The 24754-nt window shown below is 59.9% G+C and carries 24 protein-coding genes and 1 other RNA gene; 10 read left to right on the forward strand and 15 right to left on the reverse strand.

Annotated features, from left to right (window positions below):
* Nucleotides 1-8: 8 nt before the first annotated feature.
* The 4 genes from AAEZ06_RS10010 to AAEZ06_RS10025 are packed head-to-tail and all read right to left on the reverse strand — an operon-like array spanning nt 9 to nt 2855.
* Nucleotides 9-746: an amino acid ABC transporter ATP-binding protein gene (locus tag AAEZ06_RS10010; RefSeq protein WP_149412317.1), complete on the reverse strand. Its 738-nt coding sequence runs from the start codon at nt 744-746 to the stop codon at nt 9-11.
* On the reverse strand, nt 733-1383 hold the full coding sequence (locus AAEZ06_RS10015; protein WP_133100833.1) for an amino acid ABC transporter permease: 651 nt from the start codon (nt 1381-1383) through the stop codon (nt 733-735). The genes AAEZ06_RS10010 and AAEZ06_RS10015 overlap by 14 nt, the downstream gene beginning before the upstream one ends.
* Entirely contained in the window at nt 1380-2048 is a 669-nt protein-coding gene (locus tag AAEZ06_RS10020; RefSeq protein ID WP_149412316.1) for an amino acid ABC transporter permease, read from the reverse strand. The genes AAEZ06_RS10015 and AAEZ06_RS10020 overlap by 4 nt, the downstream gene beginning before the upstream one ends.
* Before the next feature lie 21 nt (nt 2049-2069).
* Nucleotides 2070-2855, reverse strand: coding sequence for a transporter substrate-binding domain-containing protein (locus AAEZ06_RS10025; protein ID WP_350614115.1), 786 nt, complete (start codon nt 2853-2855; stop codon nt 2070-2072).
* 254 nt (nt 2856-3109) lie between these two features.
* On the opposite strand from AAEZ06_RS10025, the gene AAEZ06_RS10030 reads away from it, so the two are divergent.
* The 6 genes from AAEZ06_RS10030 (at nt 3110) to AAEZ06_RS10055 (ending at nt 10416) form a co-directional block, all read left to right on the forward strand.
* Nucleotides 3110-3805, forward strand: coding sequence for a FadR/GntR family transcriptional regulator (locus AAEZ06_RS10030; protein ID WP_149412314.1), 696 nt, complete (start codon nt 3110-3112; stop codon nt 3803-3805).
* A gap of 121 nt (nt 3806-3926) precedes the next feature.
* Nucleotides 3927-4256: a thioredoxin TrxA gene (trxA, locus tag AAEZ06_RS10035; RefSeq protein ID WP_133100837.1), complete on the forward strand. Its 330-nt coding sequence runs from the start codon at nt 3927-3929 to the stop codon at nt 4254-4256.
* Nucleotides 4257-4490: 234 nt separating this feature from the next.
* The gene (gene rho, locus AAEZ06_RS10040; RefSeq protein ID WP_133100838.1) at nt 4491-5750 is read left to right on the forward strand and encodes a transcription termination factor Rho; all 1260 of its coding nucleotides are present in this window, start codon (nt 4491-4493) and stop codon (nt 5748-5750) included.
* Between the two features lie 158 nt (nt 5751-5908).
* Nucleotides 5909-7891 carry an acyltransferase family protein gene (locus tag AAEZ06_RS10045; protein WP_149412313.1) on the forward strand — a complete coding sequence of 661 codons (1983 nt, stop codon included), beginning with the start codon at nt 5909-5911 and terminating at the stop codon, nt 7889-7891.
* Between the two features lie 90 nt (nt 7892-7981).
* Nucleotides 7982-9448, forward strand: a complete 1467-nt coding sequence (gene ubiD / locus AAEZ06_RS10050) for a 4-hydroxy-3-polyprenylbenzoate decarboxylase (RefSeq protein ID WP_133100840.1) — start codon at nt 7982-7984, stop codon at nt 9446-9448.
* The gene (locus tag AAEZ06_RS10055; RefSeq protein ID WP_149412312.1) at nt 9448-10416 is read left to right on the forward strand and encodes a CDP-6-deoxy-delta-3,4-glucoseen reductase; all 969 of its coding nucleotides are present in this window, start codon (nt 9448-9450) and stop codon (nt 10414-10416) included. Before ubiD ends, AAEZ06_RS10055 begins: the two co-directional genes overlap by 1 nt.
* Before the next feature lie 66 nt (nt 10417-10482).
* Here AAEZ06_RS10055 and AAEZ06_RS10060 read toward each other — a convergent pair whose 3' ends face one another.
* Nucleotides 10483-10962: a sn-glycerol-3-phosphate transporter gene (locus AAEZ06_RS10060; protein WP_149412311.1), complete on the reverse strand. Its 480-nt coding sequence runs from the start codon at nt 10960-10962 to the stop codon at nt 10483-10485.
* A 325-nt stretch (nt 10963-11287) separates the two neighbouring features.
* On the opposite strand from AAEZ06_RS10060, the gene AAEZ06_RS10065 reads away from it, so the two are divergent.
* Both AAEZ06_RS10065 and AAEZ06_RS10070 read left to right on the forward strand, forming a co-directional pair.
* Nucleotides 11288-13675 carry a TonB-dependent receptor plug domain-containing protein gene (locus tag AAEZ06_RS10065; protein WP_149412310.1) on the forward strand — a complete coding sequence of 796 codons (2388 nt, stop codon included), beginning with the start codon at nt 11288-11290 and terminating at the stop codon, nt 13673-13675.
* Nucleotides 13676-13703: 28 nt separating this feature from the next.
* A complete protein-coding gene (locus AAEZ06_RS10070) occupies nt 13704-14357 on the forward strand; it encodes a gamma-glutamylcyclotransferase (protein ID WP_149412309.1) in 654 nt (217 codons plus the stop codon).
* Here the strand turns inward: AAEZ06_RS10070 and glpT are convergent.
* Both glpT and AAEZ06_RS10080 read right to left on the reverse strand, forming a co-directional pair.
* Nucleotides 14354-15691 carry a glycerol-3-phosphate transporter gene (gene glpT / locus AAEZ06_RS10075; RefSeq protein WP_149412308.1) on the reverse strand — a complete coding sequence of 446 codons (1338 nt, stop codon included), beginning with the start codon at nt 15689-15691 and terminating at the stop codon, nt 14354-14356. The genes AAEZ06_RS10070 and glpT overlap by 4 nt on opposite strands.
* Nucleotides 15692-15901: 210 nt before the next feature.
* Nucleotides 15902-16879 carry an NADPH:quinone oxidoreductase family protein gene (locus AAEZ06_RS10080; RefSeq protein WP_149412307.1) on the reverse strand — a complete coding sequence of 326 codons (978 nt, stop codon included), beginning with the start codon at nt 16877-16879 and terminating at the stop codon, nt 15902-15904.
* A gap of 149 nt (nt 16880-17028) precedes the next feature.
* Between AAEZ06_RS10080 and AAEZ06_RS10085 the strand changes: the two genes are divergently transcribed.
* Nucleotides 17029-17445, forward strand: a complete 417-nt coding sequence (locus AAEZ06_RS10085) for a flagellar basal body-associated protein FliL (protein ID WP_149412306.1) — start codon at nt 17029-17031, stop codon at nt 17443-17445.
* A 69-nt stretch (nt 17446-17514) separates the two neighbouring features.
* Here the strand turns inward: AAEZ06_RS10085 and AAEZ06_RS10090 are convergent, their stop codons facing one another.
* The 4 genes from AAEZ06_RS10090 to AAEZ06_RS10105 all read right to left on the reverse strand — a co-directional run bounded on the left by AAEZ06_RS10090 (nt 17515) and on the right by AAEZ06_RS10105 (nt 22907).
* A complete protein-coding gene (locus AAEZ06_RS10090; protein WP_149412305.1) occupies nt 17515-18633 on the reverse strand; it encodes an ABC transporter permease in 1119 nt (372 codons plus the stop codon).
* Nucleotides 18633-21356: a ribosome-associated ATPase/putative transporter RbbA gene (gene rbbA, locus AAEZ06_RS10095; protein WP_149412304.1), complete on the reverse strand. Its 2724-nt coding sequence runs from the start codon at nt 21354-21356 to the stop codon at nt 18633-18635. Before rbbA ends, AAEZ06_RS10090 begins: the two co-directional genes overlap by 1 nt.
* The gene (locus AAEZ06_RS10100; RefSeq protein ID WP_149412303.1) at nt 21353-22318 is read right to left on the reverse strand and encodes an HlyD family secretion protein; all 966 of its coding nucleotides are present in this window, start codon (nt 22316-22318) and stop codon (nt 21353-21355) included. The genes rbbA and AAEZ06_RS10100 overlap by 4 nt, the downstream gene beginning before the upstream one ends.
* Nucleotides 22319-22457: 139 nt before the next feature.
* Nucleotides 22458-22907, reverse strand: coding sequence for an EVE domain-containing protein (locus AAEZ06_RS10105; RefSeq protein WP_149412302.1), 450 nt, complete (start codon nt 22905-22907; stop codon nt 22458-22460).
* Nucleotides 22908-23102: 195 nt separating this feature from the next.
* Here AAEZ06_RS10105 and AAEZ06_RS10110 point away from each other — a divergent pair, with 195 nt between their 5' ends.
* Nucleotides 23103-23252: a hypothetical protein gene (locus AAEZ06_RS10110; protein ID WP_178114368.1), complete on the forward strand. Its 150-nt coding sequence runs from the start codon at nt 23103-23105 to the stop codon at nt 23250-23252.
* Nucleotides 23253-23254: 2 nt separating this feature from the next.
* On the opposite strand, the gene AAEZ06_RS10115 is transcribed toward AAEZ06_RS10110, so the two are convergent.
* The 4 genes from AAEZ06_RS10115 to AAEZ06_RS10130 form a co-directional block, all read right to left on the reverse strand.
* Nucleotides 23255-23890: a 5-formyltetrahydrofolate cyclo-ligase gene (locus tag AAEZ06_RS10115; protein WP_149412301.1), complete on the reverse strand. Its 636-nt coding sequence runs from the start codon at nt 23888-23890 to the stop codon at nt 23255-23257.
* A gap of 66 nt (nt 23891-23956) precedes the next feature.
* A non-coding RNA gene (gene ssrS, locus AAEZ06_RS10120) (6S RNA) lies at nt 23957-24135 on the reverse strand.
* Between the two features lie 30 nt (nt 24136-24165).
* Entirely contained in the window at nt 24166-24483 is a 318-nt protein-coding gene (locus tag AAEZ06_RS10125) for a cell division protein ZapA (RefSeq protein ID WP_149412300.1), read from the reverse strand.
* A complete protein-coding gene (locus AAEZ06_RS10130; RefSeq protein ID WP_003213954.1) occupies nt 24480-24689 on the reverse strand; it encodes a TIGR02449 family protein in 210 nt (69 codons plus the stop codon). Before AAEZ06_RS10130 ends, AAEZ06_RS10125 begins: the two co-directional genes overlap by 4 nt.
* Nucleotides 24690-24754 lie beyond the last annotated feature (65 nt).

The following is a 24754-nucleotide window of genomic DNA, read 5'->3' on the forward strand; positions in this document are numbered from 1 at the left end:
TGAGCTGGTCAGCCCGGCTCTTCCACCGAACCGATGAAGTTGGCCAGTTCAGCTGTCTGCGGGTTGGCAAACAGCACCTTCGGGTCGCCGACTTCGTGCACCTTGCCCTGGTGCATGAACACCAGTTTGTCACCCACCTCCCGGGCAAAACGCATCTCGTGGGTGACCATGATCAGGGTCATGCCGTCCTTGGCCAGTTGGCGGACCACGCTGAGCACTTCGTTGACCAGCTCCGGGTCCAGCGCCGAGGTGATTTCGTCGCACAGCAACACCTTGGGCGACATTGCCAGCGCACGGGCGATGGCCACACGCTGTTGCTGGCCGCCGGACAGGCGATCGGGGAAAGCATCGAACTTCTCCCCCAACCCAACCCGTTCCAGCATCTGCCTCGCCAGCTGTGCGGCCTTGGCCTTGGGCACTTTCTGCACCACCTGCGGCGCGAGCATGACGTTTTCACCCACCGTCAGATGGGGGAACAGGTTGAACTGCTGGAATACCATGCCGACTTTCTGCCGCAGGCTGCGCAGGTCGGCACGGGCGGCGTCGAGGTATTCGCCATCGACCTCGATCACGCCATCGTTGATCGACTCCAGGCCGTTGAGGGTGCGCAGCAAAGTGGATTTTCCCGAGCCGCTGCGGCCGATGATCGCGACCACCTGGCCTTCTTCGATCGTCAGGTCGATACCCTTGAGCACATGGTGATCGCCGTAATACTTATGCAGGGCAGAAATTCTAAGCAGAGGCATGCAGTCTCCTTTCCAGGTAGCGCGCACTGAGGGACAAGGGGTAGCAGAGCAGGAAGTAACCCAGCGCCACCAGGCCATAGACCATGAAGGGTTCGAAGGTGGCATTGGCGAGCATGCCGCCGGTCTTGGTCAGTTCGGTGAAGCCGATGATCGAGGTCACGGCGGTGCCTTTGACCACCTGCACCGAGAAACCTACGGTGGGCGCCACGGCGATGCGCAGGGCTTGGGGCAAGATCACGTAGCGAAGTTGCTCATACGGGTTGAGGGCCAGGCTCGCCGACGCTTCCCATTGCCCGTGGACGATGGATTCGACGCAGCCACGCCAGATCTCCGCCAGGTAGGCGCTGGTAAACAGGGTCAAGGCAATCGCCGCCGCCAGCCAGGGTGAGATATCAATCCCCAGCAGGGCCACGCCGAAGAACACCAAAAACAGCTGCATCAACAGCGGCGTGCCCTGGAACAGTTCGATGTAAGTACGCGCGACGTTGCGTGGGAACGCCTTGGTGCTGATGCGCATCGTCATCACCAGCAAACCGATCAGGCCGCCACCAATAAACGCTACCAGCGACAGCAGCAGGGTCCATTGCAGGCCGGTGAGCAGGTTGCGCACGATGTCCCAGAAGGAAAAATCACTCATCGACTGTTTCTCATCACATAGCGGCGGCCGATCCAATTGAGTAACTGACGGATCATCAACGCCATGCACAGGTAGACCAGGGTGGTCAGGGCATAGGTTTCAAAAGCGCGGAAGTTGCGCGACTGGATAAAGTTGGCGGCAAAGCTCAACTCCTCAGTGGCGATTTGCGAACAGACTGCCGAGCCGAGCATTACGATAATGATCTGGCTGCTCAGGGCGGGCCAGACCTTGCCCAGCGCCGGCAGCAGCACCACATGGCGGAACGCCTCGAAGCGGGTCATCGCCAGCGCCGCCGCGGCTTCCAGCTGTCCACGAGGAATGGCCTGGATGCCGGCACGGATAATCTCCGTGGAGTAGGCCCCCAGGTTGATCACCATCGCCAGTACAGCCGCCTGCCATTCGGAAATCTGCAGGCCGAGGGAGGGCAAACCGAAGAAGATGAAAAACAACTGCACCAGGAACGGCGTATTGCGGATCAATTCGACATACACCCCGAAGATCCAGCAAAACGGCTGGATCTTCCACGCCCGCACCACTGCCCCGGCGATCCCCAGGGCGACGCCCAGCACCGCGCCGATGGCGGTCAGCTCAAGTGTGAACAGCGCGCCGCGCAGCAACAGATCGGTATTGGCCAGGACTGGCACAAAGTCAAATTGATAGGCCATATCTAACCCTCTTCGCAGCGATTAGAGATCAGCTGGCAGCGGCTCTTTGAGCCACAGTTTTGCGTTCTTTTCCAGGCTGCCGTCGGCCTTGGCCGCGACCAGGATCTGGTTGACCTTGTCCAGCAGCGCTGGCTCGTTCTTGTTCACGCCCACGTAGACCGGCGAGTCCTTGAGCTTCACTTTCAGTGCCGGCACGCGCTTGGGATTGCGCGCGCTGATGGCCACCATGACCACGTTGCCGCTGGCGATCAGGTCTACCTGGCCTGCGAGGTAGGCGGCGATGGTTGAATTGTTGTCTTCAAAGCGCTTGATGGTGGCTTCTTTGGGCGCGACGGCGGTCAGCTCGATGTCTTCGATGGCACCACGGGTCACGCTGATGGTTTTGCCCTTGAGGTCGTCGAGGGTGCTGATCGTGGCGTCAGGCGGACCGAAGACCGCCAGGTAGAACGGCGCATAAGCTTTGGAGAAATCGATGACTTTTTCCCGCTCCGGATTCTTGCCCAGGCTGGAAATCACTAGGTAGACCTTGCCGGTGGTCAGGAACGGAATGCGATTGGTGCTGTTGACTGGGGTCAGTTCCAGCTTGACCTTGAGCTGGTCGGCCAACAGTTTTGCGGTATCGATATCCAGGCCGCGAGGCTTCATGTCGGGTCCTACCGAACCAAACGGCGGGAAGTCCTGAGGCACGGCGACCTTGAGGGTGCCACGGGCAACGATATCGTCCAGGCTGTCAGCCTGTGCGGGCGCCTGGCTCAGCATCAGGCTGGCAAACAGGGCAGTGAGCAGGACGCTGCAACGCTTGGTCATGGCAACTCTCCGAAAAGGGCGAAGGGATTTTCTGATTTCTGCCAGTGCACAGCCCATGCCATCACTGCCTGGATCGGCTGAAAGATCGGTACTTGTTGAGCTACGGCGGTCTTACTGGTCTGAACAGTTACTGCGCTTTTTGCACCCTTTTCGAGCGTTGCCAAAACCCCACGAGCCCCTTTAGGGCGTGGCTTGCCGGCTGGTGCGAATAGCTTTACAACTAGCCGATCAGTTGACTGGAAACTTGAGTTTTTATGAATTCCATCGCGCAGGCCGTACCGGAGGTGGCGTTGCAAGCCATCCGCAAACTGATCGCTGAAGAGGGTTTCGGGCCGGGCGATGCGCTGCCCTCCCAGCGCGACCTGGCGCTGCAATTGGGCGTGAGTCGCGCCTCGTTGCGCGAAGCCTTGTCTTCCCTCAGCGCTTTGGGCGTGGTCAGTGTGCAGCCAGGTAAAGGTGTGTTCGTACAAGCGCCCGAGGAAACCCCGGGGCTGGCCTGGCCTTTTGCTGCGCAGGCCACGCCGCTGGACATCTTTCAACTGCGCTACGCCCTGGAAGGGTTCGCGGCGGGGCTGGCGGCGGTGACGTTGACCACCGATGAGCTGGATCTCCTGGAAGATAATGTCGAGGCGATGCGCAAGGAGTTCAAGATCGGCGACTTTGAGGCGTCGGCCCGGCTAGACTTCGAATTCCACCAGCACATCCTCCAGGCCAGCGGCAATCAGGCGATGCTCAGCATTCTCAGTGCCAGTGCCGAGGTGTTTCTGGAGAGCCAGAAGCTACCGTTCATCCGGCCGGAGCGTGCCATGGAAACCTGGCAGGAGCACCGCAAGATTCTCCGGGCGCTGGCCCGGCGCGCTAGCGGGGTGGCGCAGAAAACCATGCAGGAACACGTACGCAATGCGGCGTTGCGTACAGGAATTGCCTTCATTACTCCCGTCGCACCTTAAGTTGGGCTATACCCAAACTCATGCACCACCATAGCAAGACTCAATCAGAGGCGGCTTCCTGAACGAGGGAAGGGCAGCTATGATGGGCAACGTTTTTTTTGCTTACAACCCGGAGACATCCATGAGCAACGATCTTATCAAGCACGTCACCGACGCGACCTTTGAGGCAGAAGTACTTCAGGCCCAAGGCCCGGTGCTGGTTGACTACTGGGCTGAATGGTGTGGTCCTTGCAAAATGATCGCTCCGGTCCTGGACGACATTGCTACCACTTACGCAGGCAAACTGACCATTGCCAAGCTGAACATCGACGACAACCAGGAAACCCCGGCCAAGCATGGCGTGCGTGGTATCCCGACGCTGATGCTGTTCAAGAACGGCAACGTCGAAGCCACCAAGGTCGGCGCACTGTCCAAGTCCCAGTTGCAAGCATTCCTCGACGCCAACATCTAAGCGTCGTAAAAAAAGCCCCGCAAATTGCGGGGCTTTTTCGTAAGTCAGGGCTAGACGCTCTGAAACTCAGGTGGTACATTCGGTCCCGCACTGGTTTCTCCACTGCCCCCTGCAAGCCGTCGCCGACGCTCTTCTTTTCGATTAGTACGCGATTCTGTCGCCTTCTCTGCGGCGCGGCCTCATTAAGCCCAAAGCTTAATTCCCCCCCTCCATAAATGATTACGTCATTCCTATATGAATCTGACTGAACTCAAGCAAAAGCCGATTACCGAACTGCTCGAATTGGCCGAACAGATGGGCATAGAAAATATGGCCCGTTCGCGCAAGCAGGACGTGATTTTCTCCTTGTTGAAAAAGCACGCGAAAAGCGGCGAGGAAATCTCCGGTGATGGCGTGCTGGAGATCCTCCAGGACGGCTTCGGCTTCCTCCGCTCTGCAGACGCTTCCTATCTTGCCGGTCCAGACGATATCTACGTCTCGCCGAGCCAGATCCGTCGCTTCAACTTGCGCACCGGTGACACCATCGTTGGCAAGATCCGTCCTCCGAAGGAAGGCGAGCGTTATTTCGCCCTGCTCAAGGTCGATACGATCAACTACGATCGTCCCGAGAACGCGAAAAACAAGATTCTCTTCGAGAACTTGACGCCGCTGTTCCCGACCGTGCGCATGAAGATGGAAGCCGGCAACGGTTCCACCGAAGACTTGACCGGTCGTGTCATCGACCTGTGCGCCCCGATCGGTAAAGGCCAGCGTGGCCTGATCGTCGCGCCACCGAAGGCTGGCAAGACCATCATGCTGCAGAACATCGCAGCGAACATCGCTCGTAACAATCCTGAAGTTCACCTGATCGTATTGTTGATCGATGAGCGTCCGGAAGAAGTGACCGAAATGCAGCGCACCGTGCGCGGCGAAGTGGTTGCCTCGACGTTCGATGAGCCGCCAACCCGCCACGTGCAGGTTGCCGAAATGGTGATCGAGAAGGCCAAGCGCCTGGTCGAGCACAAGAAGGACGTGGTGATTCTGCTCGACTCCATCACCCGTCTGGCCCGTGCCTATAACACCGTGATCCCGAGCTCCGGCAAGGTCCTCACCGGTGGTGTCGATGCCCACGCCCTGGAGAAACCTAAACGTTTCTTCGGCGCCGCACGGAACATCGAAGAAGGCGGCTCGCTGACCATCATCGCCACCGCGCTGGTTGAAACCGGCTCGAAGATGGATGAAGTGATCTACGAAGAATTCAAAGGTACCGGCAACATGGAATTGCCTTTGGATCGTAAGATCGCTGAAAAACGCGTCTTCCCGGCCATCAACATCAACCGCTCCGGCACCCGCCGCGAAGAGTTGCTGACTGCCGACGACGAACTGCAACGCATGTGGATCCTGCGCAAGCTGCTGCACCCGATGGACGAAGTAGCCGCCATCGAGTTCCTGATCGACAAGTTGAAACAAACCAAGACCAACGACGAGTTTTTCTTGTCGATGAAGCGCAAGTAACGCGACTTTTCAGGTCGAAAAAAGATGGCGCCCTACGGGGCGCTATTTTTTTTGTGTCGAGAGAGGGAGGTTTAGGCACTATGCGTGTCTGTTAAGAAACAAAAAAGGTGAGCACGTCTACGCTCACCCCATTCGCATCTGACTGACAATAAGACTTTATGACCACATTTGCTTACCGACGGGATATCGACGGCCTGCGCGCAATAGCTGTAATCGCTGTAGTGTTATTCCATTTTGGCGTTCCAGGGTTCACAGGCGGCTTTATTGGCGTCGACGTGTTCTTTGTGATTTCTGGCTACTTGATCACTTCCATCATCTGGCGCGAGCGCCAATCCAATCGTTTCAGTTTCGTGGATTTCTGGGCCCGTCGTGCCCGGCGCATCCTGCCTGCGCTGTTCGTGATGATGATCGCGGCGCTGCTGATGGGCTGGTTTCTGCTGGCGCCCAAGGACTATGAAGAGCTGGGGCGTTCGGTGCGCTATCAGGTGCTGTTCACCTCCAACCTGCTGTTTATGCGTCAGGACGGCTACTTTGACGTGGCGTCCGACCTCAAGCCCTTGCTGCACACTTGGTCGCTGGCGGTGGAGGAGCAGTTCTACATCCTGTTTCCGCTGTTACTGGCGCTGCTGTCTCGTTACTTGAAACACTGGCGCACGGCGTTGTTCGCGGTGTTGCTGGTGTCGTTCGGGCTCAGTGTCTGGGCCGTGGCTTATCACCCGGAAAAAGCCTTCTTCCTGCTGCCGATGCGAGCCTGGGAGCTACTTGCCGGTGCCATGCTGGCGGTACAGCCCAAGCGTAACTGGCGCGCATCACCGGCCCTGGCTCAAGGCGTCAGCCTGGTGTCCATGGTGCTGATCCTGGTGGCGGTGTTCTGTTTTGACCCCCGCACGCCATTTCCAGGTGTGGCGGCGTTGCTGCCGGTGCTGGGCGTGGTCGGGCTGATATGGGCCAACGGACATCAGCAAACGCTGATGGGACGGCTGCTGGGCACGCGAGTGCTGGTGGGGCTGGGGCTGATTTCCTATTCCTGGTACCTGTGGCATTGGCCAGTGTTTGTTTTTGCCAGTTATGCCAGCGTCGATGGTCTGGGGCCGTTCGAGCTCGCTGGGCTGATTATGTTGACCCTGGGACTGGGTTACCTGTCCTGGCGGCTGGTGGAAAGCCCGTTCCGGGAAAAGCGTTTGTTGGCGGGACGCAAGGCGATATTGGCTGCGGCGGGCGTCGGCATTCTTTGTATCGGCCTGGCCGGGCAAGCGTTGCGCTGGACCGATGGCTTGCCCTGGCGGCTGTCCGAGGAGGCGTTGCGTTATGCCCAGGCCAAAGAGTGGAGCCCGGAACTGTTGGCGTGCCTGGCCGAGAAGGACACCCCTGATGACCGGCTTTTCTGCCATTTCGGGCCCAAGAGTCGCTCGGTTTCCGCCCTGGTCTGGGGCGACAGCCATGCCACGGCGTTGATCCCGGCCCTTGAGGATGGGGCGCAGAAACACGATATCAGCCTGGTTCAGGCCAGTTTTGCCGGCTGCGTGCCCCTTGCAGGCCTGGAAGGTATTCCCCGTTGTGCGCATTTCAACCAGCGCGTGCAGGAGGTCCTGGTCCAGCAAACCTTCAGCGATGTGGTGCTGGTGGCCCGTTGGAGCCTATACGTTTATGGGCAGGCGTCTGGTGACAAAGAGCATGCGCTCAAGGACCCGGCCACCGGCCACTACGTGCAGGCTATTGCCGAACAGCGTTTCGCCGAGGGCATGCGTGAGCGCGTCGCCGGGTTGCGCGCCGCAGGGCATCGGGTCTGGCTGGTCAAGGAAGTGCCGCTGCAGGAGTTTAGCGTGCCGTACCGCCTGAGCCGTCTGGCGATGCTCCATCGGCCGGTGGAAGGCCAAGGATTACCGCTGGCTCAGCACTTGCAGCGCCAGGGGTTCATCAACCAGTTGTTCGATCAGATGGCCGCCGCCGACTCAGGCGTCGTAGCGTTGGACCCTGCGTCCCGGTTGTGTGCTATCGACAGCCTGTGCCGGGTCGAACTCAATGGCCAGGCGCTGTATACCGACGACAACCACATTTCCGAGGTGGGCGCGCGCTACATTGAGGGTTTTCTGGAGCCGTTGTTCAGTTCGCTGCAATCGCGAGGGCTGACGGCCAATTAAGCGTGCGCGGCACTCAATTGCACCGCGATAAGCTGCCAGCCGCCCTCAGAGCAGGTAGGATGTACGCCTATTTTACGGGTGGCATGGTTAATGAAATTCAAGGATCTTCGGGATTTCGTGCAGCAACTTGAGCAGCGCGGAGAGTTGAAACGTATCCAGGTGCCGATTTCCCCGGTCCTGGAAATGACTGAGATTTGCGACCGCACCTTGCGTAACAAGGGCCCGGCGTTGCTGTTCGAAAAACCGGTGGGCTTTGATATTCCGGTGCTCGGCAACCTGTTCGGCACCCCCGAGCGAGTGGCCTTTGGCATGGGTGCCGAAGCGGTCAGCGAGTTGCGCGAGATTGGCAAGCTGCTGGCCTTCCTCAAGGAGCCCGAGCCACCCAAGGGCCTGAAAGACGCCTGGTCGAAGCTGCCGATCTTCCGCAAGATCATTGCCATGGCCCCCAAGGTGGTCAAGGATGCGGTATGCCAGGAAGTCGTCATCGAAGGCGATGACGTCGACCTTGGCATGCTTCCGGTGCAAACCTGCTGGCCCGGCGACGTTGGCCCGCTGATCACCTGGGGCCTGACCGTTACCAAGGGCCCGAACAAGGACCGCCAGAACCTCGGCATTTACCGTCAGCAAGTGATCGGCCGCAACAAGGTCATCATGCGTTGGCTGAGTCACCGAGGTGGTGCGCTGGATTATCGCGAGTGGTGCGAGAAGCATCCCGGCAAACCGTTCCCGGTCGCCGTGGCCCTGGGCGCAGACCCGGCAACCATCCTCGGCGCGGTGACGCCGGTGCCCGACAGCCTGTCCGAATACGCCTTTGCCGGATTGCTGCGCGGTAATCGCACCGAGCTGGTGAAGTGCCGTGGCAACGACCTGCAAGTGCCGGCGACTGCCGAAATTATCCTCGAAGGCGTGATACATCCCGGGGAGATGGCTGCTGAAGGTCCGTATGGCGACCACACCGGCTACTACAACGAAGTCGACAGCTTCCCAGTGTTCACCGTCGAGCGCATCACCCACCGGATCAAGCCGATCTACCACAGCACCTACACGGGCCGCCCGCCCGATGAGCCGGCGATTCTCGGCGTGGCGCTGAACGAAGTATTCGTGCCTATCCTGCAGAAGCAGTTTCCGGAAATCACCGACTTCTACCTGCCGCCTGAAGGTTGCTCGTATCGCATGGCCATCGTGACCATGAAGAAGTCGTATCCGGGCCACGCCAAGCGGGTAATGCTCGGTGTCTGGTCGTTTTTACGACAGTTCATGTACACCAAGTTCGTTATTGTGACCGACGACGACATCAACGCCCGGGACTGGAATGACGTGATCTGGGCCATTACCACGCGCATGGACCCCAAGCGCGACACGGTGATGATCGACAACACGCCAATCGACTACCTCGACTTCGCCTCGCCGGTATCAGGCCTGGGATCAAAAATGGGCCTGGATGCCACCCATAAATGGCCGGGTGAAACCACCCGCGAGTGGGGCCGGGTGATCGTCAAGGACGAGGCGGTGACTGCTCGTATCGATGCGCTCTGGAAAGAATTAGGAATAGATTGATGCGTGTAACCCTGCAGCCTTCCGGTGCGGTACTTGAGCTTGTGCCCGGTGAGCGGATTCTCGATGGCGCGCGGCGCCTGGGCTACGATTGCCCCCAGGCCTGTCGCAACGGCGTGTGCCACGTGTGCGCGGCACTGCTGGTCGAGGGCCGCGTGCAGCAGGCCGGCGAGGTGCGTGACCATGGCGAATTCTATACCTGCATTGCCGAGCCGCTGGAGGATTGCATCGTTCTATGGGATGGCGTGTTGGCGCCGGGAGAGTTGCCCGTGCGCAAGCTGTCGTGCCAACTGAGCGAGTGCGTGGACATCGGCGGTGATGTCTGGCGCGTCCGCTTGCGGGCGCCGGCCGGCAAGCCAGTGCGTTATCACGCCGGGCAGTACTTGATGATTGAGCGGGAAAACGGCGAGAAGTCGGCGTTTTCACTGGCCTCGGCCCCCCACGGTGGACGTGAGCTTGAGCTGCATGTGCTGGTCCGCGAAGACAGTGCCCGTAGCCTGATCGAGCAGTTGCAACGCAACCAGATGGCGCGGGTCGAATTTCCGTTTGGTGATACTCACCTGGCGGAATTGCCCGACGGGCCGCTGGTGTTGATCGCCGCCGGTACCGGCATGGCGCAGATGCACAGCCTGATCGAACATTGCCGGGCCAGCGGTTTCAAACACCCGGTGCACCTGTATTGGGGCGTGCGTCGTCCCGACGACTTTTATCAGATCGAGCATTGGGAGCAGTGGAAGCAACTGTCCAACCTGTTCCTGCACAAAGTGGTCAGCGACCTTTGCGGTTGGGAAGGGCGCTGCGGAATGTTGCATGAAGCAGTGTGCGAAGACATCAGCGAACTCAAGGCCGTGCATGTCTACGCCAGCGGTTCCCCGGCGATGATCTATGCCACGCTGGATGCGTTGGTGACGGCCGGCATGGATGCGCACCAGATGCGTGCCGATGTGTTTGCCTATGCCCCAAGGTCCTAACCTCAAAGGCTGCCGAGTATCCTGTGGCGAACGGGCTTGTTGTGGAAAGCCCGCTCGCCACAGCAATCAAAACCGCAGCCCCGTCGTCACCATCGCCGCATTAAACCCCAGCAACACAAACTCCCCGGCCACAGGCCCATAGTTAACGCCCACTGACGGAATGATCACCGGCGCCACGCCAAAACGGTTCAGCGGGATCTTGTCGCGGTACTTGCCGCGATAGCCCTGGATCACCCCGCCGGTCAGCTTCAGGTACACCGGATAGTCGGTCATGTCATAGCGCTTGCCGGCATAGGCGTAGTAGGACCGCTGACTGAACGAGTTGCGAAACGTCGCCCCGCCATACACCAGGCCCGAAGCTTCATTGCGCTCCAGGCCAATCAGGTCCTGGTTGTTGTTGTGCTCGGGGTCTGGGGCAAAGTGCCGGGTGTAGACGCTGGTCTGGACGTACCAGAAGCCTTTGTCATCTTCGGTCGGTGGTGTTTCGACCGCCAGGGCAGTGGTGGCCTGTGCAATAAGCAGCAGGCCGCAAAGTCGGTATTTCATGGTGCGACCTCGATAGTCGGTTGAGTGACGGCTAAGTGGGTCGTGACGTACGCCTATTTTGAAGGCTCGGGGTGCACAAAGGCTGAACGGATGCTGAAAGTACCGGAATTGAGTCGCTGAATCCTGACGGGCGGGTGTACGGGCTTATACCTTTGCTTATTCCTAGACGGTATTTATTCTGTCCAATAGATATCATTAAGCTATATATATCGGGCCACCGACTATCTGCCAATAACCAGACACTGACCGCCACCGTCTGCCACACGGATCGATCGTATGAGCTCAGAGCATTGATGTTCTGACTTTTGATTCCAAGGGGAGCGGTATGGGGAGCAACAAGCAGCACCTGCTTTACACGGCGATTTTGTCGGCTAATTTGCTGGCCGCCGTGGGATTTCGTCCCGTCGCAGCCGCCGAAACGGTCACTGCCGATGTACCAAAACTCGACACCGTCATCGTGACCGGTACGCGCGCTCAAGAGCGCACCGCCAGCGCCTCGCTGTCACCGATTGACGTGATTTCCGGCGACAGCTTGCGCAGCACCGGTTCCGATGAGTTGGGCGCCGTGCTGGCGCGCTTGATCCCTTCCATCAACTTCCCGCGCCCCAGCCTGGTGGACGGTGCCGAACTGGTGCGCCCGGCGCAACTGCGCGGCCTGTCACCGGATCAGGTGCTGGTGCTGGTCAACGGCAAGCGTCGTCACACCAGCGCCTTCGTCAACCTCGGCGGTGCGGTAGGTCGAGGTTCGGCACCGGCGGATTTGAATGCGATCCCGCTGTCGGCGGTGGACCACATCGAAGTACTGCGCGACGGCGCCTCCGCCCGCTACGGCTCCGACGCGATCGCCGGGGTGATCAACGTCATCCTCAAGCACGCCGACCATGGCGGCTCAATCTCCACCAAGTTCGGCGAGTACAAAAAAGGCGACGGCATCCAGCGCAACATCAGCGGCAACACCGGCTTGGCGCTGGGGGACAACGGCTTTATCAACCTCTCGGCCGAAGGCGCCGATAACGATTACACCAACCGCGCCGGTAACGATTACCGCCCGGCCAGCGTGGGCTCCACCACCTATGGTCAGCGAGTGTTCCGCCAGGGCGAACCGTCGACCAATGAAGGCAAGCTGGCGTTCAACGGCGAATATTCCTTCAACGAAGCCGCCGAGTTCTACTCCTTCGGCGGCTACAGCAAGCGTCGCGGTGAGACGGCGGCCTTCTACCGGGCGAGCAACGCTTCCAACAACATTGCGGCACTCAACCCCAACGGCTACTTGCCGCTGATTCGCGGCAGCCTGGAAGACACCTCGTTGGTGGTTGGTCTGCGCGGCCTGCTGGCTTATGACTGGCATTACGACTTGTCGGCCAACTACGGCAAGAACCAGTACGAACTGGGCACCGAGACCATCAACACCTCCCTGGGCTTGGCGACACCACGCAAGTTCGACAACGGCACCCTGAGCAACGACCAGAAGCAAGTGAGCTTGGACCTGTCTCGTGAGTTCGACCTGGGCTGGTTGCCGTACCCGGTATCGGTGGCCTTTGGTGGCGAATATCTGCACCAGGGCTACGAAATCGAGGCCGGCGAGCCAGCGTCCTACTACCAGACCGGCAGTTCCGGCCTGGGCGGTTTCCGTGCGGCAGATGCCGGCACTGCATCGCGGCACAACTGGGCCCAGTACCTGGACCTGGAAACCAACTTCACCGAAAAACTCAGCGCCTCGGCCGCCGTGCGTCATGAGGACTACAGCGACTTTGGCTCCAACGTCAGCGGCTCGCTCTCGGCCCGTTACGACTTCACTCCGCAAGTGGCCTTGCGCGGCAGCGTCTCCAATGGTTTCCGAGCGCCGTCCCTGGCCCAGCAAAACTTTGCCTTCACTTCATCGCAACTGATCGGCAATACCGTGCAGGAAGCCGGTACCTTCCCGGCCAACAGTCAGGTGGCCCGCCTGCTTGGTGCCGAAGACCTCGAGGCCGAGAAGTCGCGCAACTACAGCCTCGGCCTGGTGCTGGAGCCCACCGACAACCTGACGGTGACCGCCGACGTCTACCGCATAGACATCCGTGACCGCATCAGCCTGTCGTCGAACCTGGTGCTGAACCCGGCTGCGATTGCTTACCTGCAAGCCAATGGCGTCGGCAACATCAACTACACCAGCGCCCGCTACTTCACCAACGCCACCGACACCAGCACCGACGGCGTCGATCTGGTGGCCAACTATCGCTACCCACTGGACAACGGCGTGCGCTGGAACAGCACCGTCGGCTACAACTACAACCACACCAAGGTCACGGACGTAAAAGCTAACCCGGCGGTGCTGGATAACCTGGGCGTCAACCTGGTGCGGGTGGACCGTCGCGAACGCATCGGTTTACTGGGTGATACCACTCCCCAACACAAGTTGAGCCTGGGCAACGACCTGAGCTTCGGCAACTGGGCGCTGCACAGCAACTTGGTGCGTTATGGCGAGTTCACCAGCTATCAGGCAGACAAGGTCAACGACCAAACCTTCAAGGCCGCTTGGGTGCTGGACCTGTCGGCGGACTACAAGTTGAAGAACTGGACCTTCACCGTCGGTGGCGACAACGTCACCGACAAATACCCGGAAAAGCTCAATGCCTACGCGAGTAGCGGTGGTAACTTGGCCTATAGCACTTTTTCGCCGTACGGTTACAGCGGCGCGTTCTATTACGGTAAAGTTGCATACAATTGGTAATTAAAAAGGGGGACCTAAGCGATTCGCCATGACCGCCATTGAATCTGATCTTTTGCAATTGGCTTACCCTCCGCGGCTCGATCTTGGGCCGCAACTCACTCACGAACAGTTGATGAGCTCGATGCAGGCCACCATGGGTCGGCACAAGGGTGGGCCGGTCTGGCTATTCGCATATGGCTCGCTGATCTGGCGGCCTGAATGCTCAGCTGTAGAGCGGGTGCGGGGACGGGTACATGGTTATCATCGCGGCTTGTACCTGTGGTCCCACGAGCATCGGGGCACGCCGGAGTTGCCGGGGCTGGTGTTTGGCCTGGACCGTGGCGGCTCCTGCAGCGGGTTTGCCTACCGCTTGCCGGAAGAGCAACTGGAAGCGTCGCTCTACGCCCTGTGGCGCCGCGAGATGCCGTTTCCATCCTACCGCCCGCACTGGCTCAGCTGCCGTCTTGCCGATGGCAGCCAGGTGCAGGCGTTGGGGTTTGTCCTGGAACGGCACCTGCCCAGCTACGCCGGCAACTTGCCGGACAGCGTGCTGAACCAGGTATTTGAAAGCGCTTGCGGGCGTTACGGCACTACGCGCGATTATGTCGAGCAGACCGTCAACGCCCTGCGTAGCCACGCCATGCCAGATAAAAACCTGGAGGCGCGGCTCAAGCGTTGTTTGAAGGATTGCTCCGTCGACTAGCGCGCGTTGCTGACGCTATTGGTGTGCCACAAGGTGGGGATCAGGAAGGCAATCGCCAACAGACACGCACCGATCAGCAACACAAAACCGCCATCCCAGCCGAAGTGGTCAACGGTGTAGCCCATGGCTGCACTGGCTGCCACGGAACCGCCCAGGTAACCGAACAGGCCGGTAAAGCCTGCCGCCGTACCAGCGGCTTTCTTCGGTACCAATTCCAGCGCCTGCAGGCCGATCAGCATCACCGGGCCGTAGATCAGGAAGCCGATGGAGAACAGCGCGATCATGTCGACCATCGGGTTGCCTGGTGGGTTGAGCCAGTAAACCAGGGTCGCGACCGTCACCAATGCCATAAACACAATGCCGGTCAGGCCACGGTTGCCCCGGAAGATCTTGTCTGACATCCAGCCGCACAACAGCGTGCCTGGAATCCCTGCCCACTCGTAGAGGAAATAGGCCCAGGACGTTTTATCGACGTCGAAGTGCTTGGCTTCTTTCAAATAAGTCGGCGCCCAGTCCAGTACGCCATAGCGCAGCAGATAGACGAAGACGTTGGCGAAGGCGATATACCAGAGCATTTTATTGCGCAGCACGTACTTGACGAAGATTTCCTTGGCGCTGAATTCCTCTTCGTGGCTGGCGTCGTAGCCTTCCGGGTAATCGTTTTTGTATTGCTCGATCGGCGGCAGGCCTACCGATTGCGGGGTGTCGCGCATGGTGATGAAGGCAAAGGCCGCCACCAGCAGAGCCACGGTGGCCGGGACGTAGAATGCCGCGTGCCAGTCGTTGAACAAGGCCATGCCCAGCAGGAACAGCGGGCCGATCAGGCCGCCGCCGACGTTATGCGCCACGTTCCACACAGACACCACGCCGCCGCGTTCCTTCTGCGACCACCAGTGCACCATGGTCCGCCCACTTGGCGGCCAACCCATGCCCTGGGCCCAGCCGTTAATGAACAGCAAAATGAACATCATGGTGACGCTGGACGTCGCCCAAGGTGCGAAACCGAAAATGAACATCACCCCGGCGGAAACCAGCAGGCCGAAGGGCAGGAAGTAACGTGGGTTGGAGCGGTCGGAAATCAGGCCCATGAGGAACTTGGACAAGCCGTAGGAAATTGCAATCGCCGACATTGCCAGGCCTAACTGGCCTCGGGTGTAACCCTCGTCGATCAGATACGGCATGGCCAGGGAGAAGTTTTTGCGCAGCAGGTAGTACCCGGCGTAACCGACGAAAATACCGGCGAAGATCTGCCAGCGCAGGCGTCGGTAGGTGCTGTCTATTTTTTCTTTAGGCAGGGGCGCCTGGTGTGCGGCAGGTCGAAAGAAAGCAAACATTCAAGAGCTCCAAGTTTCTTGTTTTGACTGCGGATGCGAATGTTACAGTTTCGTTACCGAAAATAGCATCGCCTCTTATCTGGGAGCACAGGAATTGGGAGCTATTGCATGTTCTTTTACGAACATGTCGCTAATGGATAAGTTAGGGGCGTAATAAGGTAGGAGCGAGCAAGAACTAGGCGTCCCCCTCGCTCCCACAGAAAGGCAGGGTTAGCGGACTTGAACCACGACTTTGCCCACCGCCTTGCGCTGGCCGAGGTCATTGATCGCCTGGGCGGCGTTGTCGAGCGGATACACCTGCGACACCAACGGCTTCAACTTGCCCTCGGCATACCAGCCAAACAACTGCGCAAAGTTCGCCGCATTATCCTGGGGCTGGCGCTGGGCAAACGAACCCCAGAACACCCCGACCACTGCCGCGCCCTTGAGCAGTGCCAGGTTCACCGGCAGCTCGGGGATGCGCCCGCTGGCAAAACCCACCACCAGCAGCCGGCCGTTCCAGGCGATGGCGCGGATGGCCTGGTCAAACAGATCGCCACCCACCGGGTCGTAGATCACATCAGCGCCGTTGCCGTCGGTCAGGCGTTTGATTTCATCCTTGAGGCTGGTTTCGCTGTAGTTGATTAACTCATCAGCGCCGGCTGCCTTGGCCACCGCGAGCTTTTGCGCGCTGCTGGCGGCAGCAATCACCCGGGCGCCCATGGCCTTGCCGATTTCCACAGCAGCTAGACCAACGCCGCCAGACGCGCCCAGTACCAACAGGGTTTCCCCTGCTTGCAGGTTGGCGCGCTGTTTCAAGGCATGCATCGACGTGCCGTAGGTCATGCTGAAGGCGGCGGCGGTGTTAAAGTCCATGCTTGGCGGGATTGGCAGCACGTTGTAGCCCGGTACCGCGACCTGTTCGGCAAAGCTGCCCCAGCCGGTCAAGGCCATGACCCGGTCGCCGACTTTCAGGTGGCTGACCTTTTCCCCGACTTCGCTGACCACGCCCGCCGCTTCACCACCCGGCGAAAACGGGAAGGGCGGCTTGAACTGGTATTTGCCTTCGATGATCAAGGTGTCCGGGAAATTCACCCCGGCGGCGTGCACATCCAGCAGGATTTCGTTCTTCTTGATTGCCGGGCTTTCGACGTCTTCCAGCACCAGGGTTTCGGCGGGGCCGAAGGCTTTGCACAGCACGGCTTTCATCGGACTCTTCCTTTTGGCGTATTGGCCGATAAGTGTAGGTGGGTAAGTCGAGGGGTCAACGAGCATACCTTGGCCTGATAAGTCGCCATAAGCTTGTGCTCAGCCTTGCTAGCGTTATGCTACTGAGCAATCGAATTGAGGAATGAACTGTGAAAGCGTGGACCCTGTTGATGCTGGCCCTGACGTTGCCAATGGCAGCCCATGCCGAAGAAGCCAAAGAAGCCAAGGAAGGCGAAGCGCCGAAGGTGAGCTATATCAGCCTGACGCCGCCCTTCGTCGGCAACTATGGCCTGGACGGCACTGCGAAACTCAAGGTGTACAAGGCTGACATCGCCCTGCGCGTGACCGGGCCGGAGGCTGCTGCTGCGGTCAAAGCCAACGATCCGTTGATTCGTAATCAGTTGGTGGCCCTGTTCACCCAGCAAACCGCCGAGGCCATGGGCAGCGTCGAGGGGAAGGAAAAACTGCGTCAGGAAGCCTTGAAGCAGACCCAGCAAGTGATGAACGACGAGACCGGTAAACCGATGGTTGAGGATTTGTTGTTCAACAACCTGATCATCCAGTAATCGCACCCTATTGCTGTGTGCGGCGGGCCCTTTGTGGCAAGCCCGCTCGCCACAGAGATCGGCAATACCTTAAGAGGCAAGGCTCTTCCTGAACCGCGCCAACGCCACCGCAAAAAACAGCAAGCCAATCCCCGCCAGCGCCAGCAAGTCCGGCCACACCACGCTCACACCCGCATCCCTGAACAGGATCGCCGCACTCAGGCTGACAAAGTGCGTCGACGGCGAGCCCTGCATCACCCATTGCAACCATTGCGGCATGCTGTCCAGCGGTGTGCTGCCGCCTGACAGCAACAGCATCGGAATGATCACCGGGATCGCCAGCAAGCCGAACTGTGGCGTCGAGCGGGCGAGGGTGGCGAGGAAGATTCCCAGGGCAGTACTGGCAAACAGATACAGTGCCGTGACCAGCAGAAACAACGTCAGCGATCCTGCCAGCGGTACCCCGAGCAAGCCCTTGACCACCACTTCCAGCGACAGCCAGGTACAGAGCACCACCACCAGCATGTTGCTCCAGATTTTCGCCAGCATGATTTCCAGCGCCGTCAGCGGTAGCACCAGCAAGTGGTCGAGGGTGCCGTGTTCGCGCTCGCGCAGCAATGCGGTGCCGGTCAGCACAATGGCGAGGATGGTGATGTTGTTGACGATCTGGATCACCGCCAGGAACCAGCCGCCTTCCAGGTTGGTATTGAACAACGCCCGCGTGGTGAGTAACGCCGGCGCCTTGTTGGCCGCATCGGCCTGACCGCTATAGGTGAGCAGTTCGCGCTGGAAAATCCGCCCGATGTACCCGGCGCCCATAAAGGCCTGGCTCATGGCTGTGGCATCGACATTGACCTGCACACTCGGCTGGCGCCCGGCCAACAGGTCGGCCTGGAAATTTGCCGGCACGTTGATCACGAAGGTGTACTGGCCGCTGTCCATGACCTTGTCCAGCTGGTCATAGGGCAACGGCACCGCGGGCTGGAACTCTGGCGGTAGCAAGGCTTCGGCCAACTGGCGGGACAAGTGACTGTGGTCTTCATCCACCAGGGCAACGCTGGCGTTATGTACGCCGATGACCGAACCGGCCGCCGGCATATAGATCGCCACCGTGAAGGCGTAGAACAAAAACAACAGCAACACGCTGTCGTGGCGCAGGCTGGTCAGTTCTTTAATGCCCAGGCGCAGGATATGAGCGAGCTTGTGCATCAGGCCTCCTGCTTCTTGAGCATGATCAGGCTAAGTCCGGTAAACCCCAGGAAAAACCCGAACAGTGCCAGGCACTGCGGCCACAGCTGGCGCAGGTCCAGGGCCTTGGTGAAGGTGCCGACGGCAATATCGAGAAAGTAACCGGCCGGGAACAGCATGCCCATCAGCGCGGCCGCACCTTCCAGGGACGAGCGCGGCACGATCAACCCGGAGAACTGAATGGTCGGTAGGCTGGTGATAATCATGGTGCCGAGGATCGCGGCGATCTGGGTGCGGGTGAACGCCGAAATCAACAGGCCCATGCTGGTGGTCGCCAGCACGTAAAGCAGGCCGCCGAAGGCCAGGGTCACGCCGCTGCCCTTGAACGGCACGCCGAACAGCCAGCGATTCATCGCCACCAGCAAGGCCAGGTTGATCAGGCTGACGGCCAGGTACGGCGCCTGTTTGCCCAGCAGAAATTCCAGGCGGGTCAGCGGCGTGGCATAGAAGTTGGTGATGGAACCCAACTCCTTCTCACGCACGATTCCGAGGGCGGTGAGCATCGCCGGGATAAACGCCAGGATCAGCGCCATGACGCCGGGGCCGATGGCGTTTACGCTGACCACGTCCTGATTGTAGCGAAAGCGGGTTTCCAGTTTGGCGGCGGCGCGGTTGTTCAGTGGTGGGCTGTGGAGTTCGGCCAGTTGCTGGAGATTGGCCTGGTGTACTGCTTCCACGTAGTTGCGGCTGGTCTCGGCCCGAAACGGCATGCCGCCGTCGAGCCATGCGGCAACCGCCGGTTGGCGCCCGGCGTACAGGTCGCGGCCGAAACCGGGTGGAATTTCCAGGGCCAGCTTGATTTCCGAGCGTTGCAGGCGCTTGTGCAGTTCGTTCGAGTCCTGGATCGGCGGTTGTTCGGCGAAGTAGCGCGAACTGCGAAAGGCTTCCAGGTAGGCGCGGCTTTGTGGAGTTTGGTCCTGGTCGTAGACGGCGAAGGCGAGCTTCTCCACATCGAGGGAAATGCCGTAGCCAAAGATCACCATCATGAAAATCGCCCCGAGCAGGGCGAAGGCCATGCGCACCTTGTCGCGCAACAACTCCTTGCCTTCGCGGCTGGCGACAGCCAACAGGCGGGCTACGCTGAAGCCGCGTTTGCTGGTGGGCACCGTGGCGGGTGTTTCAGCAGTGGCGGTCTCGACGGTTGTCGGCGCGTCAGGCGCACCCTGGGCTTGTTCCAGGCAAGTAACAAACGCCGCTTCCAGGGTCTCGCCGTGAAATTGCTGTTGCAGTGCATCGGGCGTATCGCAAGCCAGCACCTTGCCGGCGTGCATCAGCGAGATGCGGTCGCAGCGCTGGGCTTCGTTCATGAAGTGGGTGGACAGAAAGATCGTCACCCCTTGCTCGCGGGACAACTCTATCAACAGCCGCCAGAAATCATCCCGCGCCGCCGGGTCGACGCCGGAAGTCGGTTCATCGAGGATCAGCACTTCCGGACGATGCAGCACCGCCACCGCCAATGACAGGCGCTGACGCAAGCCCAATGGCAACTCGCCGGAAGGCTGCTCGGCAACGCCGCTCAGGTCAAAGCGCTTGATCAGCTCGTCGATGCGCTGCTCGCTGTCAGCCTTGGGCAGGTCGAACAGTTGCGCATGCAGCACCAGGTTCTGCCGCACGCTGAGTTCGCCGTACAGCGAGAAGCTTTGTGACATAAAGCCCACGCGCTTGCGAGTGGCCAGGTCCTTGGCGTTCACCGGGTTGCCCAGCAAGGTGGCGCTGCCTTCACTGGCCGGCATCAGCCCGGTGAGGACTTTCATGGTAGTGGTCTTGCCGCAGCCGTTGGAGCCGAGGAAGCCGAAGATTTCGCCCCGGCCGATAGCGAAGCTGACCTTGTCCACCGCCGTGAAGTCGCCGAAACGCAGGGTCAAGTCATGGGCTTCTATGGCGATGTCAGTGTTGTCGCTCGCCCTGGGTGGAATTACCAACGGTTGGTTGTTGTGGGCGCTGTCGCCCTGGAAGTGGGTAAAGGCTTCATCCAGTTTGCCGCTGGGGGTGATGGCCGCCAGTTCGCTGCTCAGGCCGTCGGCGATCAATTTGCCGCGGTCGAGCATCAGGCAATGTTCGAACTGCTCGGCCTCTTCCATATAAGCGGTGGCCACCAGCAGGGTCAGTTGCGGCCGCTCGCTGCGTACGTTTTCTACCAGCTCCCAGAAGCGCCGGCGGGAGAGCGGGTCTACGCCAGTGGTGGGTTCGTCAAGGATCAACAGGTCCGGGTCGTGGATTAGCGCGCAGCACAGGCCGAGCTTCTGTTTCATCCCGCCGGAGAGCTTGCCCGCCGGGCGCTCGGCGAAACGAGCCAGGTCGGTGGCCAGCAGCAGGTTGTGCATGCGCTGGTCGCAATCGGCTTTCGACAGGCCGAACAGGGTCGCGAAGAAACGGATGTTTTCGCTGATGGACAGCTCGGGGTAAAGGTTGCCGCCCAGGCCTTGGGGCATGAAGGCGATGCGCGGGTACAGGCTGTTGCGGTGGCGGCGGTCTTCGATGGAGCCGCCGAGCACCTCAAGTTGACCGTCCTGGAGCTTTTTAACCCCGGCGATCAATCCCAGCAGGCTCGACTTGCCGGCACCATCCGGGCCGATCAGCCCGCAACGGGTGCCGGCCGGCAAGCTGAAGGCTATGTCGATCAAGGCCTGTTGCTTACCGTAGCGATGGTTGATGTCTGTGGCGTGCAGCGCCGGGCCGGTCATTGCAGGTTAGCCGGCCAGTCCAGTTCGGCGGTGCGCACGTAGCCGGCGCCGGGCATGCCGGGCTTGGCTTGCGGCACGGCACTGGGTTGGGTCAGGCGCAACTTGACCCGGAATACCAGTTTCTGGCGCTCGTCGCGGGTTTCAACTTCTTTGGGGGTGAACTGGGATTTGGCGGCGACAAAGCTGATTTTTGCCGGCAGCGGTTGTTGTGGCAGGGCGTCGAGGACGATCCGCGCTTCGCTGCCTACGGTCAGGCGACCGGTAACGGAGGCGGGCAAATAGAGGTTCATGTATTGGTCGTTGGGATCGATCAGCAACAACACCCGGCCACCGGCGCCGAGCACTTCGCCGGGCTCGGCCAAGCGCAACTGGATGATGCCGTCGATGGGCGCCCGCAGGCTGCTGTCTTCGATTTCACTGGTGAGCTGTTCGACGCTGGCCTGGGCGGCGCCAATGGCGGCCTTGACTGCGTTGACCTGAGCGCGGGCAGCAAGCACGGCGGCGTTACCGGTGTTCTGGTGGGCCTGTTGCTGGTCGATCAGTTGGCCGCTGGCGAAGCCGCGCTTGTACAGCTCCTGGGTGCGCTTGAGTTCCTGGTTGGCCAGCAGCTGTTCGCTCTGGCGCAGTTGCACGTTGGCCTCGGCTGCCGCGAAGTTTTCCTTGGCCCGCAGCACTTCAGCTTCGGCCTGGGCACGCTGGGCTTCCAGGGTGCGTGTGTCGATGCGCGCCAGCAGTTGGCCCTTGAGCACCTTGTCGCCTTCATCGACCCGCACCTCGGCCAGGCGCCCGGGGATTTTGGTGGCGATCTGCACTTCGGTGGATTCGAGCCGGCCGTTGCCCATGCTCAAGCCTTCGGGCAGGCGGTCCTGGGTGGACTTCCAGTAACCGAAGCCGCCAGCGGCCACCAGCAGAAGTATCAGGAGCGTGGCGAAAAGATGGGAACTGCGATGGGTCGTCGACATGGGTGCGTCCTGCGGTGTTAGCGTCCTAGTTTGACAGATACTGCCCTAGGGCCCTTGATACCGGTCAAATGAAGCGCAAGCCTAACCCGGTTGACGCGCAGATGCATGCGCCGGTGGCGTGACCGCAGGGTTCTGCTGTCTAGCGCAAGCCCAGCACGGCGGCCCATTGGTCGGCGGTTACCGGCATCACCGACAGTCGGCTGCCTTTTTGCACCAGGGGCAATTCGGTAAGGGCACTCTGTTGTTTCAAATACCCCAGGCCCAGCACCTTGGGGAAAGTCTCGACATGGGCGACGTTGATCGCGCTCCACGGATTCTTTTCGGGCGTAGCCTTGGCATCGAAATAATGACTCTCGGGCTCCAGCGCGGTCGGGTCGGGATAGGCCGCCTCGATGATTTTCCCTATCCCGGCAATCCCCGGTTCCGGGCAGCTGGAGTGGTAGAAGAAAAACTCATCGCCCACCGCCATGGCCCGCAGGAAGTTGCGCGCCTGGTAATTGCGCACGCCATCCCAACGGGCTTCACTGAGTTTTTCCAGGTCCTTGATGGACAGCTCGTCGGGCTCGGATTTCATCAGCCAATAGGCCATGTTTTTGCTCCTTTTGGGGTATTGGGCAAGTTGTTCGGCAATTGCATGACAAACCGACGGTCGGTTGACGTCAAGGTTTGCGTGTTGGATCACGTTAACGCAGAATGCCGGGATTTTAAGCTTGACGCAGCCAGAACGGACTACTTATGGAACGTTGCTGTCATCGTGTGTGATATGCCTGAAGGGGGGCAATCGATGAAACGCAAACCGGATTTACTATGGATTTTGGTTATTTTGTTCGGTCTGGGCGTCGTGACCACTGGCTACGCGCAAAGCCTGTGGACGAACAAGACCGAAGCACCGATTGAACTTGCACAACAGACGCCACAACTCTTCAAGCGTTGAAGCTACTTCGGCGCCGCTGACTCCAGCTGCGTCCTCTCTGCGACATACCATTGCCTATCGGTGACCGTGCCTTCAAGCGGCACATCCCACCTCGCCTGCGCCAGTCGTTCGACTTTCTGACATTCATGGGCCAGGCCCAATAGCGTCGGCTTGCGCCAGGTCGTTCGCCGCGCCAAGTAGGCAAGACTGCGGTCATAAAAGCCGCCGCCCATGCCAAGGCGTCCACCCATATCATCGAAACCCACCAGCGGTAACAGCACCAGATCCAGGGCCCAGACCTTGCGCTGGCGGCCAACGTTGACCCGTGGCTCAAGAATGCGAAAACGGTTAGGCGACAGCTTTTCCCCCGGACGCACCCGTTGAAACACCATCTTGGTTCGCGGCCACGCACTGAGTACCGGCAGGTAGGTAGCCTTGCCCCGGCGCTGGGCGGCGCGCAGCAGCAAGCGCGGATCGATTTCACCGTCCATCGGTAGATATAAAGAGATATGTTTGGCCCGGCGAAACAGCGGGTGTTGTGCCAGTTGCCGATACAGGCCGTGGGCGGCCTGGCGTTGCTCGCTCGGCGTCAGGGCGCGACGGGCTTTGCGCAGCATGCGTCGAAGTTGCGGGCGGGAAAGCGGCGCAGGTTCGGTCATGGGGATCTGCTTTTTTCGGGTCATAAAACAATGCCAGTCACAAGACTGGCATTGGATTTGGGAATCAGGCTCCCCGACAGAACCGCTGTCGACTAAGCCCTTGAACCCGAAAGTTCAAGGTGGAAGATGCAGTAGGCTTTAAGGCTTTCCGTCTAGCGGACATGCACACCAGCCAAACGTGCAACTTCCAGGGTAGTGCGAATCGGCTCCGGGACATCGCCGACTGGCAAGCACGCCAGGGAGTGGGGCGAGTATACCCGAAACAGACACTGCAATCAGCCCTTGGGTGGCTCCTGGTCGGTAGAAAGCACCAGATCAACGCGCTCCAGCAGGTCGCGTACCTGCTCGCGCGTCGAGCCGCCGGCCTGCACGTCAGGGCGTTCCTGCTTATGCAGCAAATCGTGGGTGATATTCAACGCGGCCATCACAGCGATGCGATCGGCGCCAATCACTTTGCCGCTGCTGCGGATTTCACGCATCTTGCCATCCAGGTAGCGGGCAGCGCTCACCAGGTTGCTGCGTTCTTCCTGGGGGCAACTGATCGAATATTCTTTATCGAGAATCTGCACGGTGACGCTATTGCTTGAACTCATGAGTCTTGCTCCAGGGCCTTCAGGCGCGAAATCATCGACTCGACCTTACGCCGGGCGATTTCGTTTTTTTCAATGAGGTGAGCGCGCTCCTCGCGCCAGGTCTTTTCCTGAGCTAATAGGAGTCCATTCTGGCTCTTTAGTTGCTCGACCCGGTTAATTAGCAATTCGAGTCTGGCCATCAGCGCTTGCAGGTCGGTGTCTTCCATTGGGTTCCACTGGATTTGTCTGATGAATGGCAACTGCTGGATAAACGATCTGACGCCCTCGATAG

The sequence above is a fragment of the Pseudomonas sp. HY7a-MNA-CIBAN-0227 genome (genome assembly GCF_040310325.1).
In the GTDB taxonomy this organism is placed as follows: domain Bacteria; phylum Pseudomonadota; class Gammaproteobacteria; order Pseudomonadales; family Pseudomonadaceae; genus Aquipseudomonas.

Excerpts from the sequence above, each read along its gene's own strand:
- AAEZ06_RS10010 (WP_149412317.1), bottom strand. The coding sequence starts at position 746 with ATGCCTCTGCTTAGAATTTCTGCCCTGCATAAGTATTACGGCGATCAC.
- AAEZ06_RS10015 (WP_133100833.1), bottom strand. The coding sequence starts at position 1,383 with ATGAGTGATTTTTCCTTCTGGGACATCGTGCGCAACCTGCTCACCGGC.
- AAEZ06_RS10020 (WP_149412316.1), bottom strand. The coding sequence starts at position 2,048 with ATGGCCTATCAATTTGACTTTGTGCCAGTCCTGGCCAATACCGATCTG.
- AAEZ06_RS10025 (WP_350614115.1), bottom strand. The coding sequence starts at position 2,855 with ATGACCAAGCGTTGCAGCGTCCTGCTCACTGCCCTGTTTGCCAGCCTG.
- AAEZ06_RS10030 (WP_149412314.1), top strand. The coding sequence starts at position 3,110 with ATGAATTCCATCGCGCAGGCCGTACCGGAGGTGGCGTTGCAAGCCATC.
- trxA (WP_133100837.1), top strand. The coding sequence starts at position 3,927 with ATGAGCAACGATCTTATCAAGCACGTCACCGACGCGACCTTTGAGGCA.
- rho (WP_133100838.1), top strand. The coding sequence starts at position 4,491 with ATGAATCTGACTGAACTCAAGCAAAAGCCGATTACCGAACTGCTCGAA.
- AAEZ06_RS10045 (WP_149412313.1), top strand. The coding sequence starts at position 5,909 with ATGACCACATTTGCTTACCGACGGGATATCGACGGCCTGCGCGCAATA.
- ubiD (WP_133100840.1), top strand. The coding sequence starts at position 7,982 with ATGAAATTCAAGGATCTTCGGGATTTCGTGCAGCAACTTGAGCAGCGC.
- AAEZ06_RS10055 (WP_149412312.1), top strand. The coding sequence starts at position 9,448 with ATGCGTGTAACCCTGCAGCCTTCCGGTGCGGTACTTGAGCTTGTGCCC.
- AAEZ06_RS10060 (WP_149412311.1), bottom strand. The coding sequence starts at position 10,962 with ATGAAATACCGACTTTGCGGCCTGCTGCTTATTGCACAGGCCACCACT.
- AAEZ06_RS10065 (WP_149412310.1), top strand. The coding sequence starts at position 11,288 with ATGGGGAGCAACAAGCAGCACCTGCTTTACACGGCGATTTTGTCGGCT.
- AAEZ06_RS10070 (WP_149412309.1), top strand. The coding sequence starts at position 13,704 with ATGACCGCCATTGAATCTGATCTTTTGCAATTGGCTTACCCTCCGCGG.
- glpT (WP_149412308.1), bottom strand. The coding sequence starts at position 15,691 with ATGTTTGCTTTCTTTCGACCTGCCGCACACCAGGCGCCCCTGCCTAAA.
- AAEZ06_RS10080 (WP_149412307.1), bottom strand. The coding sequence starts at position 16,879 with ATGAAAGCCGTGCTGTGCAAAGCCTTCGGCCCCGCCGAAACCCTGGTG.
- AAEZ06_RS10090 (WP_149412305.1), bottom strand. The coding sequence starts at position 18,633 with ATGCACAAGCTCGCTCATATCCTGCGCCTGGGCATTAAAGAACTGACC.
- rbbA (WP_149412304.1), bottom strand. The coding sequence starts at position 21,356 with ATGACCGGCCCGGCGCTGCACGCCACAGACATCAACCATCGCTACGGT.
- AAEZ06_RS10100 (WP_149412303.1), bottom strand. The coding sequence starts at position 22,318 with ATGTCGACGACCCATCGCAGTTCCCATCTTTTCGCCACGCTCCTGATA.
- AAEZ06_RS10105 (WP_149412302.1), bottom strand. The coding sequence starts at position 22,907 with ATGGCCTATTGGCTGATGAAATCCGAGCCCGACGAGCTGTCCATCAAG.
- AAEZ06_RS10110 (WP_178114368.1), top strand. The coding sequence starts at position 23,103 with ATGAAACGCAAACCGGATTTACTATGGATTTTGGTTATTTTGTTCGGT.
- AAEZ06_RS10115 (WP_149412301.1), bottom strand. The coding sequence starts at position 23,890 with ATGACCGAACCTGCGCCGCTTTCCCGCCCGCAACTTCGACGCATGCTG.
- AAEZ06_RS10125 (WP_149412300.1), bottom strand. The coding sequence starts at position 24,483 with ATGAGTTCAAGCAATAGCGTCACCGTGCAGATTCTCGATAAAGAATAT.
- AAEZ06_RS10130 (WP_003213954.1), bottom strand. The coding sequence starts at position 24,689 with ATGGAAGACACCGACCTGCAAGCGCTGATGGCCAGACTCGAATTGCTA.